This is a genomic window from Marinomonas arctica (assembly GCF_003259225.1).
Lineage (GTDB): Bacteria > Pseudomonadota > Gammaproteobacteria > Pseudomonadales > Marinomonadaceae > Marinomonas > Marinomonas arctica.
On sequence record NZ_QHJF01000002.1, the window covers coordinates 38417 to 56048 of the forward strand.

The window sequence follows — 17632 nt, forward strand, 5'->3', positions numbered from 1 at the left end:
ATCACTTTCGCGTTACAACTGATCCAACATGGAATTTAAGTAATTACCTTGCGCATTCATGTTCGCAAGCTGAGAATCTAAGTTCGTAAATTTGCTACGCAATGACGCTTCGTACTTTTCCATACGAGCCTCATAATCTGAAAGTGACTCTTCTGTACTACTTATCGACTTAGATACAGAATCCTTTAGCGTATTATTCATTCCTCTAGGGCCTGCATAGCTTTCTAATAAGCCATCAAGTGATTTGGCTAGGCCATTTTTCCCCACAAACAGAGAAGCCACACCATCAAAATCAGTTTCAACGGCACGATTGAATTTGTCGCTATTGTAAGCAAGCGTTCCGTTGTCAAGAAGCTCCACACCAACGTCAAAAATGGAAGTAAACGCACTGCCTTCACTCGCATGGTTCGACATCAAATCTCCAGCCAATGAAGTGCTTAAGTTTCGAATCATACTGTTACCGTTTAGTACAGCGCCCTTTGCGGTATTCTGTTTAAAGACAGCAATCAGTTCATTATAAGAGCCAACAAAACCTTGAATAGTTTCTTCCACTTTTTCTTTGTTGTAACTCACTTCCACTTTTTCAGGTTCTTTTGAGACATCTAAGGCCCTGATTGAAAGACCAGCAACAGCCTCATTAAAATCATTCGACTCGCTACGAACCCTAATGCCATCGACTGTGATTATCGCATCTTGTGCTTCACCTCCTGCAGGCACACTTAAACCTGGGAAAAAGCCACCAAGAGCAGCGCTATCCAACGTGAGATTACTACTGTCTATTTTTAGGGTATTACCAGCACCGGTTTTCGTTGAGGTGATAGTGAAAAACATATGGCCATCACCATCATCTACTAAGTTAGCAGAGATACCAAAGTCTTTTCCTTCTGAATTAATCTGCTCACGAAGCTTGGATAATGTCGTATTGGGCTTCACTTCCATCTCAAGCTTTTGATCACCTGCAGTCAGTTTAAGCTTACCACCAGAGGAGGTGACCTTTTCGTCTCGCGAAGAGAACGATGTTATGTCTGATACAAGGCGACTGCCTTTGGCTAATTGATTCACTTGAATGGAGTACGTATCATTGGAGGCCGTCTGATCGGCTGTAACGACGAAAGACTCTTTTTCATCTTTCTGCTCAACAATGGCATTGCGGCCAGAAAAAAGCGCATCATCGTTTAACGTTTGCACGAAATTTTTGAAGTTATCTATTGCGGAACCGACTGAACCAAGAGCAGAGAGCTCTGCCTCATACCCAGTCAGTTTATTTTCATACAACTTTACCTTGGTATCTCTTCTGGCGCTTACCATATCACTTACTAGAGACTCAAGATCTATACCAGATCCAGCACCTAACGAGCCAATAGCCATACAAATCTCCTAGTACAAATACCTATTATTTACGCAATAAATCACACTTGACTGTTAACCAAGGTACCTTTCACATCGCTTAGCTGACTCATGATAGCATCAATCCTTTCAGACATTTTAATAAACTCTTCTGTTGGCATTTGACGAACCACATCACCAGTTGTCTGATCTAACACTTTAACAATATTGTATTTACTGTCTTCTGTCATTTCAAAGGACAATTGAACATTGAGTTGCGACATTTTTCTGTTAGCGCTTTCAATTTCCTCAGCGGTCACTTTAGGTAACACTTGATTACTAGCATTCTCATTGCCTGTTTTACTACTATCGGCAGAATGCTGTATTGCTTTAGCGTTCGCTTGACGTAATGCCCTAAATTCTTCGCCAGCACGCTGATCTTGCCTAGTTGCAACGACTCCGGTTAATTGCTTTGGGAAGTCACTTGAATTAATAGACATATCACTAGCCCTCTAAATAAGACAAAAACTGGGACTGGGTCCCAGTTTTTTGTCAACACTAATCTTAACCTAAAAGAGACAATGCTGTTTGCGGGCGCTGGTTCGCTTGAGCCAAGATAGACGAACTTGCTTGTTGAAGAATTTGCGAGCTTGTAAGCTTAGCCGTTTCTTCAGCAAAATCGGCATCACGTACACGAGAACGTGCAGCGGATACGTTTTCTTGAATATTACTCAAGTTACTGATACTTGAACCTAAACGGTTTTGAATTGCACCCAACTCCGCACGCTTAGAACCAACAGCAGAAATCATGTTATCAATAATGGTAATCATGCTCTGCGCGTTTTCTATCGATGTAACAGACGGCGCCCCAAAACCTTGAGAAGTATCACCAAAACTACTGGATCTGCTTGCAGGTGGCTGAGGCATGGCTGGAGCGTTAGGATCTACATAGACCTCACCACGCGCTTCGGCTTCTTCTCTTGCTTCGATTTCTGGATCTACGTATTCGTCACCATTTGCTTCAGCTTCAGCTCTTGCTTGTGCTTTAGCCGCATCTTTTTGCACAAAGTAATCATTGTAAGCGGCAACTTCTTCTTGGTATTTGGCTTCTTCAGCGGCGTTAGAAGACAAACCCGCCATAGTGAAACCACCATTGCTTGCATAATCTTGGTTTTCACCTTTACTCAAATCAAAGCTAATAGTCTGATTTGCATCGGCACCTACTTGGTACACACCATCATACGTACCATCAAGCAAAGCGCGTCCACCAAACGTGGTGTCAGAAGCGATACGATCGATTTCAGTCGATAGAGCGCTTATCTCTTGTTGAAGCGCTTTACGGTCATCATCAGAGTTCGACCCGTTTGCAGATTGGATAGACAAAGTACGCATACGCTGCAACATATTTGTCGTTTCATCCAATGCACCTTCCGCAGTTTGAGCCACAGAAATACCATCATTAGCGTTACGAACCGCTTGATTCAAACCATTAACCTGAGACGTCAATCGGTTAGAAACCTGCAAGCCCGCTGCATCATCCGCTGCACTATTAATACGCAAACCAGAAGACAAACGCTGGAAAGAGGTATCTAAAGTCTTTCCAGAATTCATCAGCTGACGCTGCGCACTTAAGGATGAAGTATTCGTATTTACGTAAAGAGCCATATATAGCCTCCTAGGTTTTATTAAATCCTGCAAAAAAGCAGATCGTATAAGGTTTTCGACAAGAAACTGAAAACCTTTAGTCAATTTAGGAATATTTTTTCCTATTACAGGAAGAAACATTCCTACAAGACGGCATAAAAATGCCTAATTCATTGTTCTAACTAACTTTTATAACTTATCTATAGCATTGAAAATATTTTTAATTACAAAGAAAAATGCTCAAAAACAGCCATTTTCCTTACCATTTTGCTTACAATCGCTTCCTTAATCTGAAAAACATCACACAATAATGACGTAGCTATCTACAGACTTTGAACGGCAACATTTCACCATCATTTTGCGGTTTTCTTTTGCCGCTTAGCGCCATTCCATACCGCTGTTTTTAAGAGACGAGTGAATGCCAGGCAACTCAACAGCCAAACGGATACGACACGCAAAAAATCGTCGCGATTCACAAGCACACAACCCCTTACGGCTACTCAATAAGCACCTCCCAAGGATCTACACTAAGCCACCCTCTCCAACTAGGCCAATGGCGACCAGACACACTCAAGCCAAGCCGACCCAGACAAGAGTCAGCAGCACTCGGCCTAAGCCATCGCTTCAAAAAGACGAGCGAATGCCAGGCAACTCGACAGACAAACGGATACGACACCCTACGGCTACTCAATAAGCACCTCCCAAGGATCTGCACTAAGCCACCCTCTCCAGCTAGGCCAATGGCGACCAGACACACTCAAGCCAAGCCGCCCCAGACAAGAGTCAGCAGCACTCGACCTAAGCCATCGCGTCAAAAAAACGAGCGAATGCCAGGCAACTCGACAGACAAACGGATACGACACCGCAAAAAAACGTCGCGATTCGCAAGCACACAACATCAACATCCTACGGCTACTCAATAAGCACCTCCCGAGGATCTGCACTAGACCACCCTCTTCGGCTAGGCCAATGGCGACCAGACACACTCAAGCCAAGCCGCCCCAGACAAGAGTCAGCAGCACTTGGCCTAAGCCATCGCGTCAAAAAAACGAGCGAATGCCAGACAACTCGACAGACAAACGGATACGACACTGCAAAAAATCGTCGCGATTCGCAGGCGTACAACGGCCTATTGCTACTCAATAAGCACCTCCCCAGGAGACGAACTAGCCCATTCCCAATGAAAGGCAAGCCAAGAAGTGTTCGTCACCTTTCCCCTTGACCAAAAGACCAGCAACCAGTGCCTCCTAGAGGAATCTGGTCGCTTAAATCGTCTTTGCCTTTCAGTCTGGATACGCATACCGCCCCCTCTTATTTCATTCTCCCTAAACCCACTAAAGAGAAATCTTCGCTTTCAAAAAAACCTGTAGAAATAACAAGCCGATCTCAAAGTCAGTCAGGTAAATAAAACTTTTCCACTGTTAACTGATTTTGATATAAGCCTTAAAACCCACGCCCCTCCTAAAACAGCCCAAAAATGAGAAAAAACGCATTATTTAGGCAAAAAAAAGCCAGGTGAAAAATCACCCGGCTAAAAAGGCACCTCTAGGAGAGAGAAGTTGCCTGTATTCCGAGATTTACTCGAATTTTTACTTAAACCCTCAACCTATCTAGAACCACTAATTAAGATCCTAATAAGGCTAGAGCGGCTTGAGGTCGTTGATTCGCTTGCGCCAAAATAGTTGAACTCGCTTGCTGTATAATTTGCGAACTTGTTAAGGACGCCGTTTCAGCAGCATAATCTGCGTCTCTAACACGAGAGCGAGCAGCCGAAACGTTTTCCGATATACTAGACAAGTTATTCACAGTGGAACTAAAACGGTTTTGTACCGCACCAAGCTCAGCTCGCTTCGAGTCAACAGCTTGAATCATGGTATCCAGCATGGCGATCATACTTTGTGAGTTTTTAATGTCCGTGATTGACACTGTCTCTGCAGTAACTAAAGGCGTACCGTATTTCTTTTCAGCCTCAATGACTGTGCCATCTGGCTGGGTAGTGGAGCCATCAGGATGATTAATAGTGCCATCAGGATGAACGACTGAGCCGTCGGGCTGAATGACTCGCCCATCTGGGTAAGAAATACTGCCATCTAAACCTGTTGTTGTACCATCTGCATTCGAAATGGTGCCATCTGCATTGGCAACATCTTCTCTTGGGGTACCATCTTCATTGATCGGGGTGCCATTCTCGTCAATCAGTATGCCATGCTCATTTATTGGGCGATCCTCTTCATCAATAAGGACATCATTCTCATTAACTCGTTGACCTTTCTCATTAATAAGATCACCATTTTCGTTAATTAGATGACCCTCTTCATTGATCGCTTCACCATATTGATTAACAAAACCACCGTCTTCAGTCGGTATAATCCGCACTGGCTCTGGTTCTGGCTCAACATAAGCAACACCTGAGGTCAAACCTGACATAGTGAAGCCGCCATTCCCTGCTAGGTTAATCGAATTGTTGATACCACCAAATTTCATAGAGAAACTAATGGTTTGGTTTGCGTCTGCACCTACTTGGAAAATACCAGCGTACGTTCCGTCGAGCAAATTTCGACCACCGAATGTTGTGATATCCGCGATTCGATTGATCTCTTGAGCTAATTGACTCATTTCTTGTTGTAGTGCGATGCGGTCTTCATCAGCGTTTGAACCATTCGCTGACTGGATTGACAAAGTACGCATACGCTGAAGCATGTTTGTTGTTTCTTCAAGCGCACCCTCGGCTGTTTGAGCCAAAGAAATACCATCATTTGCATTTCGCACAGATTGGTTCAAACCATTGATTTGAGACGTCAAGCGGTTAGAAATTTGTAGACCTGCCGCATCGTCACCAGCACTGTTAATACGAAGACCAGATGACAATCTTTGATAAGCAGTATCCAGCACTTTACCGCTACTTGTTAGCTGACGCTGGGCGTTCAGCGATGACACATTTGTGTTTACATATAAAGCCATTTTCTTCTCTCCTAAGAATTTTAATCACAAGACAACCCTCTGATTTAATTAATTTTTTTGGGGTTTTTGTCTCTTATTAAAGTTATCGACACCGCGCTGATGATCTTTAATATTTTTTGTACTTTTTATGCTTTTTATTTTTTTGTTCTGACAAAAAATGTACGAACGGTTATCGAACAAAACACGAAGAACTTGAGTAGAAAATGAGGATTTAGGGGAAAAAACATTCAATTTATAGAGAAATTACTCTAGTGATCTGAATTCAGGTGAAATGGGGGAGAAAAATGAAGATATCAAGAGCAAAATGCTCTGAAAAAAATTTATGATATATGATTAATAAACTGCAAACTAAAATCTTGAGGGTCTACTTCTTTCTCAATAACGACTTCCGTTCTGAGATTAGCGGACTTGTTTAGCTCAATATCAGAGGCGGCTAAAAACGCCTTATTTGTAATGCTGTACACCTGTCGTATCAACGAAGGCTTAAAGGATTTATTCAGGGTCAGTACAAAACCGACGCGTCCATTAGATAATTGCACACAAGAACCCACCGGAATGGAACCAATACTCTTTAAAAAGACAGCTAAAATTTGTTTATCAAATGCCAAGCCCGATTCCTTCTGCATTCGCTGATAGGCTTTAATGGGCGTCATCGAGGGTTTATGAGGCTGTGCGGATGTCATGGCATCATACGCATCTATAATCGCCGCAATCTTGCCATAAACTGAGATTTCATCGCCCTGCTTGCCAGCGGGATAGCCAGAACCATCCATTTTTTCATGGTGATCGTATAGCATTTGATAAATGGCTTTAGGAACGCCTTCACACTTTTGTAAAATTTGCTCACCAAACTGAATATGCTTGCGAAACAGATCAAACTCACTATCGGTCATTTTTGTTGTTTTGGATACCATGGCCATTGGTAAACGAAAACGTCCCAGATCAAACAACAGCGCTCCGAGAGAAATAACTTCGATATACGCACTTGATAACTTCATGGCTTTCGCAAAATGAATGCCCAGAACAGCCATCCCCATGGCATGCTGCTCTAGATACATAGAAGCATCTTTTATATGGCGAATCGCCATTAATGAAAAATTATTACGCGTATGAGACTCTATTAAGCGACGACAAAACTTCATCAACTCTAGCATGTCCAACTGTTCACCACGCTTAAAACGTTCGACTTGAACGGACAACAGCGAATGGCCATCCTGAAACAACTTAAGTGCTGTAATCGTTTCATCATCAAATGAGGTTGGAATATACTTGCTTTCTAGGGGGGCTTTTTTACTTGTAGGGTAAGTTATACTTTTTTGCTCTGTTTCACTCACCACGCTAGTGTCATCTTTGACTAAATCATTTGCCACAACAGCACTTTTGTCCATACGGGCTTTATAACTCAAAATATATTCTCGAGTTTGCTCGTTTAATTCCTGTCTAAAATAACGAAATAAGCTTTGACCTCGAGCATGTTTGCTACGCAACTCTTTAGTATTCAGATCTGGATTGAGTTTTTTTAAACTGCGTACGGATCGACCATTGGCAATAGACAAACACAAAATCAGCAAACGCTCCTGCGCATCATACAACCTTTCACGGCGATTGCTTAATAATTGGTCATCATCAAAATACGGATCGTATGGAAGAAATTCAGCATCTAGAGTGGGGCGCAATACATCAAAGGTTACTTGACGCATGGCAACGCCTACGATGCGATCCTTTCGTCCATGCATTTTTATCAGACTCTGAATTCGCTTGCTGCCAATGACCTTATCTTTAATGTCCAGTATGCCGAGTATTTCTTCCATATCGAAATACCCAACATTGATATCTGCCCCAAAACAGGACTCAATTTTAAATACTGACATTATTCTACCTTACACGACAAAGTCACATCTGATTAAATAGGGACAGATTACTCATACGAGAAAAGACTTTCTGAGAGGCATTCAATGCTGATTCTTTCATCGATAACTCAGTCGCAGCAATTCCCATATCCAATTCCCCTTCTCGGCTTTGAGCAATAGAATTAGACAGCTGGTTAGCTGAACTAAAACCCTCCCTATCCGTAATCATATTAAGCCTTGCGCCAAGTTCAGATCGACCATCACCAATTTTTTGCTGAGTCTCATTAATACTAAAAGTAGCACTAAAAAAAGCCGCTTCTCGATCAGCATAAGTGGAGTTTTTATCCTTCAAAACCGCCAACGCATCCTTAATCTGATTAAGAACATTATCTTTTTTAGGCTTTTGAAGCGTTATATCGATTGTCGCTCCAGGCTCCCCTTCCACTATAAAAGACATACCCGAAAAAACAATGGGCTTACCGACCTTATAAACACCAGATTCCACCTCATTGCCTTCGCTGTCAGTAACAACATATTGAGCTGGCATGCCAGTAAATAAATGGTAATCATTTTTATCTTCATCCGACTTTTCGGTGCTCGCTTCTGCGGCGGGTGGCACCTGATCATCAGCATAAAACGTTTTAAGATGATATTTGTTTAAATTCGGATGCTCAGGATCATAATTTTTTGCCATGAAGGTATCCAGGTCTGCCTGATCCTTCACTTTATCCGTTAATAAAACATTACCTTCTACAATCTTGGCGTTAAAAGTTCGGTTAGTCCAAACATCTTGAAAAAGTGCTTTACCCGAGTTGGTGACAGGGATTTTCAAACCTTCTGAAATTTGAGCGTATTTCTGCTCTTCATTTCCTGACCAGTGATAACGGCCATCACTGCCTAGAACAAAGGCAGGATTTTTCGAATCAGTACCAGCAAAAATATAGCTGCCATCAACACTTTTAGAATTCATTAAATCTGCCATGGATTCTGTTATTAACGAAATTTCATGTGCAATTGCGTCAATATCGGCTTGAGTGTTGATATCATTCTGAGCCTGAATGAACAAGGTTCTAGCTGTATCCAAAAAATCTTTCATGCTGTCTAAAGCAATTTCTTGATACTCTAAATTACCGGTTGCCATTTTCATCGCTTCATCATATTGCCTTAAGGTTTGATTTTTACCATCATACATTAAGATCTGACTGGCCCCCACAGGGTCATCACTAGGCTTCAGAATATTAGTTTGAGCTGAGATTTTCCCTTGGATATCAAGAAGCTTATCATTAGATTGACCAATGTTCTTACTCGCTTGATTGTAAATTAAGTTGTTTGTTACACGCATAAACTTACCTCATAATCCCAAGCAATGTCTCAAACGTAGTACGAGCGGCCGTTACGACTTGCGCTGAAGCTGAATAAGATTGCTGATATCTCAAAAGATTCACGGCCTCTTCATCTAGACTAACCGCAGACAAACGATCACGACGAGCAACGCTTTCATCCATTACTATTTTGCTTGCATCTGCATGTCCTTCTATTTCAGCGGTTTTACTGCCGACGTAAGCAATAAAGCCAGAAAAAGATTTTATCAAAGTTGCTTTGCCGTCAACTAGGGACCTATTTTGCAAATCTGCTAAGGCAAGACCATTAAAATTATTAGATACTCCAAGATTATCGGTACCAATAGAAAACACATCCCCACGCTGAGGTTTAGAGGAGACCGCTACATCAAAACCAGCATCATCAGATAGCCCTGCTTGTTCCAACAATTTCGTATATTGAGTCACATTACTAACCGTAGCGATATCCACCCCAGACGCATCACGGACAACATATGAGTTGGGCGAGGTAAAATAAATCTGATGCGGAGCACTAGGGTAAAGAGAACCCTCTGTCGAGAAAGCGGAGGAATCTGGATTAGTATTGGCGACTGAAATCAAAGAAATACGTGCATCCGACAAGTTATCAGAGCTTGTACTAACAGAAAGCGGCGCACTCAAGGCAATCAACTCACCATTCTTTGCAAATAATGATAGATTGGAAGCTGCGCTTTCAGTTGGCGTAAACCTAAAAACATCATCGCTCTCAATTTCGCTTAAATCAGCAAGACGAAGATCCAAACCAAACTCATTAATATTAAAATACCCATCACTGTCTTTGGCTAACAGGTTAGGATCAAAAATAATAGGCTTTTCAGCCGACTTACCGTCCATATTGATTTTTTTAATTGAAAATCGATTGTCATCTGTTCTGGTTAATTCATAAGTGTCTTTCGTTACTTTAGCCGACTGCCCATCCGCCACTTTTACGGAAATATTTTTCGCCTTATGAATACTGTCCAACGCGCTATAGACTTTTATCTCTCCTAACGAGAATAAGTCTTTACCAAACTCCCCATTCGCATCAACCCCTTTTTTATTTTGAGTATTCATCGCATCAGCTAAAGCAATAGCATGTTGACCCAACGTTCTATCAGCGTACACGCTGAATTCGGATCGATAATCAATCAGCCCCCCTATGCTTCCGCCTAAATTTTGAGTTTTTAAACCAACTTCATAATCACCGAAATTTACCATTAGATCCGTTTTCTTTGGCTCTAATGGATTGGTTTTCGCAATGATTTTTGTCGGATATTGGTCCATCACTAAAGGCTGCCCATTCGCCAATTGAATGGTCATTAGACCTTTATCATTAAACTGGGCGTTAATATCTATATATTTAGACAAATCTTTCGCTAACAACTCTTGCTGGTCACGAAGCTCATTCGCAGGGGAAATGGAAAGCCCTTCATGCTTGAGGATCTGGGTATTCAAGTTTGAAATTTTGGTCGTGATAGCATTCAAATCCTCTAAAGAGGATGAAATCTGTTCATCAACTAAGCTTTCCTGATCACTCACCACACCAGACAAAACATGATATTGGCGCACTAGATTTTCTAAGCTAGTATGAGCCAACTGCCTCAGCGATACAGATGTAGGATCATTGTTAGCGGCTTGTAACGCATCAAACGACTTATTAAGATAAGTATTTAAGGAGATGCTATCCTCGGCCAACAAGTTATCGGACGTCGATATCATAGATTGATAGGCATCGTAATAAGAAAAAGTTGAGGTATCTGTTCGGACTTGGGCGCTGACAAATTTATCAACAAGACGTGCTGTATCACGAATGACAACGCCACCGACAGGCGAACTAGTGGTATCTGTTCTTTGACGGCTATAGCCTTCAGTATCCACATTGGCCGTATTTTGCCCTGTCGTATTAATACGGGCATTACTGGATTGTAATCCAGATAAACCAATTGAATATAAACTTGAGCCCATAGCTCACACCCCTAGTACGTTTGTCAAAAATAACTTTTAGTCTTATCGGCTATCTATGCAAAAACTTTACCAAAGATAGAGATTGTGCCATTTAATTGTTATAAGCCTTTGAACCACTTACTAGAAAGGATACTGTCTATTTTGTCGGAGTACTTAGGATCTGTCGCATAACCACCCTTTTGCAGAGAAGCGGCAAACATTGACGCGTCATCACCTGCCTTAAGGGCATCTTTATACCGTTCACTTGAGGAGAGAAAATTCGCATAATCTTCAAAACTCTGAGAAAAAGAGTCGTATGCTCTGAACGCGGCTTTTTCTCGTTTTGCCACCCCATCACGGAATTCTAAGGTATTCACCACCGCACGATCTCCTTGCCAACGACTGTCAGCCTTGATGCCGAACAAATTAAAACTCGCCGCGCCATTCTCTTTGGCAATAGGGTATTTGCCCCAACCTGTTTCCAAAGCCGCCTGCGCCAGCACAGCCTTCGGGTTCACACCTAACTTTTGTGCCGCACGCTGCGCATGGGGCCATAGATGCTCAACAAATTCATTTGGAGAATCAAATACAACGGAAATCGCCGATGGTGAGGGTTGAGCTGATTGTGCTGCAACAGGAGTGACGTTCTGTGATTGTTGTTTCGCTTCTTGCTGAACAGATTCAATAAACTCTGTTGAAGCACGGCGGGCCAAAGCCTGAATTCTAGCGAGATCCTGCTTGGCGACCTGATTAAGAAAATCGGTATCGCCTCGCTCTTTTGCCCCAGGGGAGCTGACTCCCCCTTGCTGCTGTGTTTGGTACTGTCGTATAAGCGCTTCCGATAAACCAATGCCACCTGACTTAGATAAAGTTTGAGACATCTGGGAGTCCATCATCTCTTGATACTGCTTGGTTTGAGCACTCGAAAAAAGATCGCTGCCAATTGCCTCATTCGTGCTGCGCATATTTTTAAGTAACATATTGATGAAAATGGACTCAAACTGTTGAGCAACCACTTCCAGTGCAGCATCAGGGTCTTGCTGAGCTTTCGTTTTTAACGCTGTTAACGTCGAGAAATCAGCAAAAAAATCTTGTTTAGGGGGCACCGAGCTCATCATAAAAAACTGATCACCTATATCACAACCAAATCCGCATTAATCGCACCAGCTTGCTTTAAACTTTCGAGGATAGCCATCACATCTCCCGGAGCGGCGCCAACCTGATTCACAGCTCGGACGATATCATTTAAAGAAGCACCTGGGTCAAACACAAACATACGACCACTCTCTGGAGCGATTTCAATCCCTTCACGAGGCGAAATAACGGTTTCCCCGCCTGTTACCGTACCATCTTGCCCAACCACAGGCGGCGTTTCTCTTATTGTCACCGTCAAACTGCCATGCGTAATCGCCGCTGGTGAAACTTTAACGTGTTGACCAATAATAATGGTTCCAGTGCGAGAATTCACCACGATTCGCGCCCGCTCTTCGGCCACATCTACTTCTAGGTTTTCCAGAATCGATAAAAACGTCACGCGCTGACTCGAATCTCTTGGCGCAGATACTCGTATTGACGTTGCGTCTAAAGTCGTAGCAACACCCGGCCCGAGAAGATCATTAATTTTATCAGAGACATGCTTAGCTGTTGTAAAGTCTGGACGATTTAAGTTAAACGTCAAGGTATCACCAGTATTAAAACTACTTGGTACCATGCGCTCTACACTGGCACCGTTTGGTATACGACCCACCGTAGGAACATTGACAGACGTTCGAGAGCCATCCGCCCCATTTGTCCCTAAACCACCAACAATTAGGTTACCTTGAGCAATCGCGTACACTTCACCATCGGCCCCTTTTAATGTGGACAGCAATAAAGTGCCACCACGCAACGCACTGGCGTTACCGATCGACGATGCTGTCACATCAATTTTTTGCCCCGGTTTTGAAAAAGCAGGCAATGTGGCGGTTAAAGACACCGCCGCCACATTTTTCGACGTCGCGCTGACGCCTTCGGGCAACGTCACCCCAAAACGTGACAGCATGCTCGCGAAGCTTTGATTGGTGAACGGTGTGCTGTCACCTGTACCATTTAGACCAATGACCAAGCCGTAACCAAACAATTGGTTTTCTCGGACGCCTTGAACACTGGCAATGTCTTTCAAACGCTCCGCTTGAACAGAAAAGGACAAGAAATATAAGACAACTAGCGCTGCGTACTTCATCACATCACCTATTGAGAGAAACCAATCTCTCTGCTATTAAAACCATTAAATTAATAAGGCATATCACTCGAATTGAGAAGACGACTCACCCAACCTTGTTCACTTCCAGCCGCCACCTCTCCAGTACCAGAGTAAGTAATTCTCGCATCTGCAACACGTTCGGAATCCACGGTATTATTTGGGGAAATATCTTGCCGACGCACAACACCAGAGAAACGAATGTACTCATCCCCTTGATTTAAACGCAGCCATTTTTCACCACGCACAGCCAAAAGGCCGTTCGGATAAGTGCGAAAAACGGTTACCGAAATGGTCCCACTTAAACTGTTATTTTGATTCGCAGAAGCATTGCCGGTGAAATCTGTCCCTTGTTGCGGCAAGGTGGTATCTACTTTCAGTTCTTGACCTAATACTGTTGGGTTTTCTATCGTTGCCGAAGACGATTTAGACACCGTAGCGGCATTGGCCTTTGTTGAGGTTGTCGTTTCGTTTAAATTGATTGTTAATATGTCACCGACCTTGCTGGCCTTTTGATCACCAAAGAACACATCACCCATGCTTGTCTGATAAATACCGCCTGTTGGCGCTTGGGAAGGCGTCATACCATTCGGATAAACGGGCGCATAATAAGGGTCATCGGACTGAATCGATTGACTGATTTGCGGACCATTCAGAGGATCGTTCGGATCAGGCACGTACCCTTTTCGTGGCACCTCAGCAGGCTCTTCTGGAGCCTCTTCTTCATCCGTTACCGCATCAATGACGGCATCCGTCACTGCGGCTGCCGCTCCTGCCGCTGCCGCATTAGCCACCGCTTGCTCATTAACATCCCAAGCAAGACAACCTGACAAGCAAGCACTGAACAACACTAAGAAGGCAAATTTAATCTTCATCATATTCCACACGTTACTATAATTGCTGTATTGCAAAACTCATCATACCATCGGCCGAGGCAATCACTTTCGAATTCATCTCATAGGCTCGCTGGGTGGTAATCATGTTCACCAACTCTTCGATAGAATTCACGTTTGACGCTTCCAACATCCCTTGGGCAATCGTTCCCAACGAGTCTGTACCAGGAACCCCAACAATCGGCGGACCGCTCGCATTGGTTTCCGTAAACAAATTTTGTCCTGCTGCATTCAGCCCGGTTGGATTGATAAAGCCAGCAATATTGATTGCGCCAACTTGCTGAGCATCGGCATCCCCATTGCGCCGCACTGACACGATGCCATCTTCAGCAATCATAATTTCAACCGCATCGGGATCAATCTGAATGCCTGGCTCAACCACCAAGCCACCAGATGAGACGAGCTGACCTTGACTATTAAGTTGGAGACTGCCATCCCGCGTATACGCGATGGTACCGTCAGGCTGTAATACTTGTAAGAAGCCTTTGCCTTGAATGGCAATATCAAGCTGCCTGTCCGTCATATTGTAATCGCCGTTCGAAAAATCTTTTTGGGTCGCGCCTACTTTTACCCCTGTACCTAGCTGCAGACCTGACGGCAACTCTGCATTTTGAGCACTCAAACCACCGGGCGCACGAACGGTTTTGTACATGAGGTCTTCAAATACCGCTCTGTCTTTCTTAAATGCCGTAGTAGAAACGTTTGCCAAGTTGTTGGCAACTACGTTTAATTGCTTGTCCATGGCACTTAAACCCGTTTTACTGACCCACAATGCTGAATTCATAATTGCCTCTTTTACATTCCGTTATTCATTATAAATTGATGGTACTTAAGCTGAACGCTGTAAAATTCGAGCGGAAGAATCCGCATTATCTCGAATCGTATCCATCATTTTCACATTCATTTCAAAGCGTCGCGCAAGGTTCATAATGTGGGTCATCTCTTCAACCGCATTGACATTGCTGCCTTCAATAAAGCCACTCACCAACTGTACGTTTGGATCAGGATCAAACTCCTGACCATCCCGAGAATGTATCAAGCCGTCTTCTTCTTTGCGTAAGTTCTGTCTGTCTGGATTAACCAACTTAATCTGGTTAAGTACTGCTACTTCATTCTCGGCCCCGCCTTGAGGCACAATAGAAATAGAGCCGTCTGCGGTAATGTTAATACTGTTAAACGGCGGTAAAAAAATAGGGCCGTCCACACCAGCAACAGGCAAACCTCGTCCCGTTACCAGTTGCCCAGCGGCATTAATTTGCAAGTCGCCAGCACGAGTATAGGCTTCCTGACCGCTTTCATCGTACACGGTAATAAAACCATCTCCAGCTACTGCGACATCTAAATTTCTTCCCGTTTGTATCATGTCACCTTGAGTATATCGCGTCGCTGGATTTTCGGTCATGGCATACACACGGCTAGGGTAATAGTCCCCGTAGACCTGCATAGAACGGGCCTGCTCAAAATCAGAACGAAAACCCGTCGTACTGACATTTGCCAAATTGTTAGCGTGTATTGTTTGAGCATTCATGGTTTGCACCCCACCACTCATTGCCAAATATAAGGCCTTATCCACAGCAACACTCCTCAAAAATTCACATTACATCATTAACTACTATCAAAAATCGTACCAACTTATAGAAAACATAAAAAAAGCAAAAAAAAGCCGGAACAGCAAAGCCGTTCCGGCACCAAATATTCTCTCTCCAGAAAATTAGCGAAGGTTAATAATTGTCTGTGTAACAGTATTTTCAGTTTCTAATGTTTTACTGTTTGCTTGATAGTTACGCTGCGCCTCAATAAGCGCAACAAGCTCAGACGTTAAATCAACGTTAGATTCCTCTAACGCACCTCCTTGAATTTTTCCGAACGTTCCCGAATTAGGACGCCCTATATCTGCAGGACCAGAACCCTTACTCGCCAACCAAGAGGTGTGCCCAGACGGCATAAGACCGTCGGTACTGTCAAAGCTTGCCAAGGCGATCTGGCCAAGTGTTGCCGTTTGCTGGTTGGTATAATTGGCCATTAAAAAACCATCACTATCGAAGGAGACACCTTGCAACTCACCAGCAGAAAAACCATCCTGTTCAAAGTTATCCGTATTATCTAGGGCAAACTGCGTTGACCCAGTCAAATCTAAAGGCGTAATTCGTCCACGATTGGTCGGGTCCACCCCCATGATCTCTAGCGTTATCGGTTCCGGAACGCCAAAAGGTGGTATGCCTCGATAAGTCCCCAATAAATTCCCTGCGGCGTCAAAAGAAACCGATGTATTTTTATCTAAAAACATCGTCTCCTCACCCGTCAAAGGATCAACATAGCTCTCCTCGCCATCCATAGTCACACGCAATTCATAAGTATTATTTTCACCTTGCTTGATAAAGTAATACCCCATGGTATGCGGCTCACCTAACGAATCATAAACGGTTCGAGTATTACCATAGTTATATGTATCAGGATCTAACGGATCGAATGTTTCTCGAGCAACAGAACTTGGCTTACGCACCTCTTCAGGTACAAGCTCAGAATTGATGGCCACACCACCAAGCGTTCCAGCTATCGCCAAGGGGTTTTTTGTTGCCGCTTCAATATCGGCCACACCAGGCTCTGTCGCACCAATATATAAAAGCTCAAAGGGTGGCTCTTCTGTTCCATCTCCGTTAAAGTCAATTCCAGCTTCCGCAGAGTTATAAGTAGCGTATGTTTCCCCTAAAAAAGCCGCCCCCGTATCATCAGTGAGGTTACCGTCCACAGTTGCATGAACTTTATAGGTGTTTGGCAGTTCACTTTTGGCATAATAATAAGTCACTATATGACTTTGCCCATTACCATCAACAACACCCTGTGTCTGTGTATAGTTATAGGTATCAGGATCCATTGGATCAAAATCAGCCTTAATAAAGGGAGGGATATCTTTATTCTTTGAGTCTAAATTCACTTTCAAACCCATTTCAGTTGTTGGCTCTGGCGGTATACGATCTGTTGGCACTTTCATGTCTTCCAGATTACCACCAACAATGCCATCGACCGCATTAAAACCCTGCACATTACTTCCTGTATTGGTGACCAAAAAGCCATTTTCATCTAACTTAAAGTTACCTGCACGGGTGTAAGATTGAGCGATGCCGGCATCAAGAACAAAAAAACCACTGCCATCGATGGCTAGATCTAAATTATTATCCGTATAGGCTAGGTTTCCCGAGGAGAACTCTTGAGACACTTTACTCACACTGACACCGGAACCAATGCTATTACCACTCCCAGCACCAAGAACGCTGGTGTTATAAAGATCGTCGAACTCAATGCGCGACTTCTTGAAGCCTGTTGTGTCTGCGTTGGCTATATTATTACCAGTAACACCCAAATAATCGGCAGAGGCTTTGATGCCGGATAGTGCAGTATTAAATCCCATGATGCTCT

Annotated in this window: 14 protein-coding genes and 1 pseudogene; all 15 read right to left on the reverse strand. The window is 43.4% G+C overall.

The features are described 5' to 3' along the window. Window positions 1-12: 12 nt before the first annotated feature. The gene (gene fliD / locus DK187_RS01295) at window positions 13-1368 is read right to left on the reverse strand and encodes a flagellar filament capping protein FliD (RefSeq protein ID WP_111605532.1); all 1356 of its coding nucleotides are present in this window, start codon (window positions 1366-1368) and stop codon (window positions 13-15) included. 41 nt (window positions 1369-1409) lie between these two features. Further along, window positions 1410-1826 carry a flagellar protein FlaG gene (locus DK187_RS01300; protein ID WP_111605533.1) on the reverse strand — a complete coding sequence of 139 codons (417 nt, stop codon included), beginning with the start codon at window positions 1824-1826 and terminating at the stop codon, window positions 1410-1412. 64 nt (window positions 1827-1890) lie between these two features. Next, the gene (locus DK187_RS01305; RefSeq protein WP_111605534.1) at window positions 1891-2991 is read right to left on the reverse strand and encodes a flagellin N-terminal helical domain-containing protein; all 1101 of its coding nucleotides are present in this window, start codon (window positions 2989-2991) and stop codon (window positions 1891-1893) included. Between the two features lie 357 nt (window positions 2992-3348). Beyond that, the gene (locus DK187_RS21460) at window positions 3349-3474 is read right to left on the reverse strand and encodes a hypothetical protein (RefSeq protein WP_261599262.1); all 126 of its coding nucleotides are present in this window, start codon (window positions 3472-3474) and stop codon (window positions 3349-3351) included. 1119 nt (window positions 3475-4593) lie between these two features. Further along, entirely contained in the window at window positions 4594-5454 is an 861-nt protein-coding gene (locus DK187_RS21525) for a flagellin (protein ID WP_204355564.1), read from the reverse strand. Further along, window positions 5451-5931: pseudogene (locus tag DK187_RS21185) on the reverse strand (flagellin N-terminal helical domain-containing protein); the annotation flags it as partial. The gene DK187_RS21525 and the pseudogene DK187_RS21185, both read right to left, overlap by 4 nt. A gap of 320 nt (window positions 5932-6251) precedes the next feature. Beyond that, the gene (locus DK187_RS01315) at window positions 6252-7802 is read right to left on the reverse strand and encodes an HD-GYP domain-containing protein (RefSeq protein WP_111605536.1); all 1551 of its coding nucleotides are present in this window, start codon (window positions 7800-7802) and stop codon (window positions 6252-6254) included. 22 nt (window positions 7803-7824) lie between these two features. Then, window positions 7825-9123 carry a flagellar hook-associated protein FlgL gene (flgL, locus tag DK187_RS01320; protein WP_111605537.1) on the reverse strand — a complete coding sequence of 433 codons (1299 nt, stop codon included), beginning with the start codon at window positions 9121-9123 and terminating at the stop codon, window positions 7825-7827. 4 nt (window positions 9124-9127) lie between these two features. Continuing rightward, a complete protein-coding gene (gene flgK, locus DK187_RS01325; RefSeq protein WP_111605538.1) occupies window positions 9128-11104 on the reverse strand; it encodes a flagellar hook-associated protein FlgK in 1977 nt (658 codons plus the stop codon). A gap of 98 nt (window positions 11105-11202) precedes the next feature. Further along, window positions 11203-12201: a flagellar assembly peptidoglycan hydrolase FlgJ gene (gene flgJ / locus DK187_RS01330; RefSeq protein ID WP_223232227.1), complete on the reverse strand. Its 999-nt coding sequence runs from the start codon at window positions 12199-12201 to the stop codon at window positions 11203-11205. 14 nt (window positions 12202-12215) lie between these two features. Further along, window positions 12216-13304, reverse strand: coding sequence for a flagellar basal body P-ring protein FlgI (locus DK187_RS01335; RefSeq protein WP_111605539.1), 1089 nt, complete (start codon window positions 13302-13304; stop codon window positions 12216-12218). Window positions 13305-13354: 50 nt separating this feature from the next. Beyond that, a complete protein-coding gene (locus tag DK187_RS01340; protein WP_111605540.1) occupies window positions 13355-14200 on the reverse strand; it encodes a flagellar basal body L-ring protein FlgH in 846 nt (281 codons plus the stop codon). Between the two features lie 13 nt (window positions 14201-14213). Next, entirely contained in the window at window positions 14214-14999 is a 786-nt protein-coding gene (flgG, locus tag DK187_RS01345) for a flagellar basal-body rod protein FlgG (protein ID WP_111605541.1), read from the reverse strand. 45 nt (window positions 15000-15044) lie between these two features. After that, window positions 15045-15788 carry a flagellar basal-body rod protein FlgF gene (gene flgF / locus DK187_RS01350; protein ID WP_111605542.1) on the reverse strand — a complete coding sequence of 248 codons (744 nt, stop codon included), beginning with the start codon at window positions 15786-15788 and terminating at the stop codon, window positions 15045-15047. 138 nt (window positions 15789-15926) lie between these two features. Continuing rightward, on the reverse strand, window positions 15927-17624 hold the full coding sequence (locus DK187_RS01355; RefSeq protein ID WP_111605543.1) for a flagellar hook-basal body complex protein: 1698 nt from the start codon (window positions 17622-17624) through the stop codon (window positions 15927-15929). Between the last annotated feature and the right edge of the window lie 8 nt (window positions 17625-17632).

Excerpts from the sequence above, each read along its gene's own strand:
- fliD (WP_111605532.1), bottom strand. The coding sequence starts at position 1,368 with ATGGCTATTGGCTCGTTAGGTGCTGGATCTGGTATAGATCTTGAGTCT.
- DK187_RS01300 (WP_111605533.1), bottom strand. The coding sequence starts at position 1,826 with ATGTCTATTAATTCAAGTGACTTCCCAAAGCAATTAACCGGAGTCGTT.
- DK187_RS01305 (WP_111605534.1), bottom strand. The coding sequence starts at position 2,991 with ATGGCTCTTTACGTAAATACGAATACTTCATCCTTAAGTGCGCAGCGT.
- DK187_RS21525 (WP_204355564.1), bottom strand. The coding sequence starts at position 5,454 with ATGAAATTTGGTGGTATCAACAATTCGATTAACCTAGCAGGGAATGGC.
- DK187_RS01315 (WP_111605536.1), bottom strand. The coding sequence starts at position 7,802 with ATGTCAGTATTTAAAATTGAGTCCTGTTTTGGGGCAGATATCAATGTT.
- flgL (WP_111605537.1), bottom strand. The coding sequence starts at position 9,123 with ATGCGTGTAACAAACAACTTAATTTACAATCAAGCGAGTAAGAACATT.
- flgK (WP_111605538.1), bottom strand. The coding sequence starts at position 11,104 with ATGGGCTCAAGTTTATATTCAATTGGTTTATCTGGATTACAATCCAGT.
- flgJ (WP_223232227.1), bottom strand. The coding sequence starts at position 12,201 with ATGATGAGCTCGGTGCCCCCTAAACAAGATTTTTTTGCTGATTTCTCG.
- DK187_RS01335 (WP_111605539.1), bottom strand. The coding sequence starts at position 13,304 with ATGAAGTACGCAGCGCTAGTTGTCTTATATTTCTTGTCCTTTTCTGTT.
- DK187_RS01340 (WP_111605540.1), bottom strand. The coding sequence starts at position 14,200 with ATGATGAAGATTAAATTTGCCTTCTTAGTGTTGTTCAGTGCTTGCTTG.
- flgG (WP_111605541.1), bottom strand. The coding sequence starts at position 14,999 with ATGAATTCAGCATTGTGGGTCAGTAAAACGGGTTTAAGTGCCATGGAC.
- DK187_RS01355 (WP_111605543.1), bottom strand. The coding sequence starts at position 17,624 with ATGGGATTTAATACTGCACTATCCGGCATCAAAGCCTCTGCCGATTAT.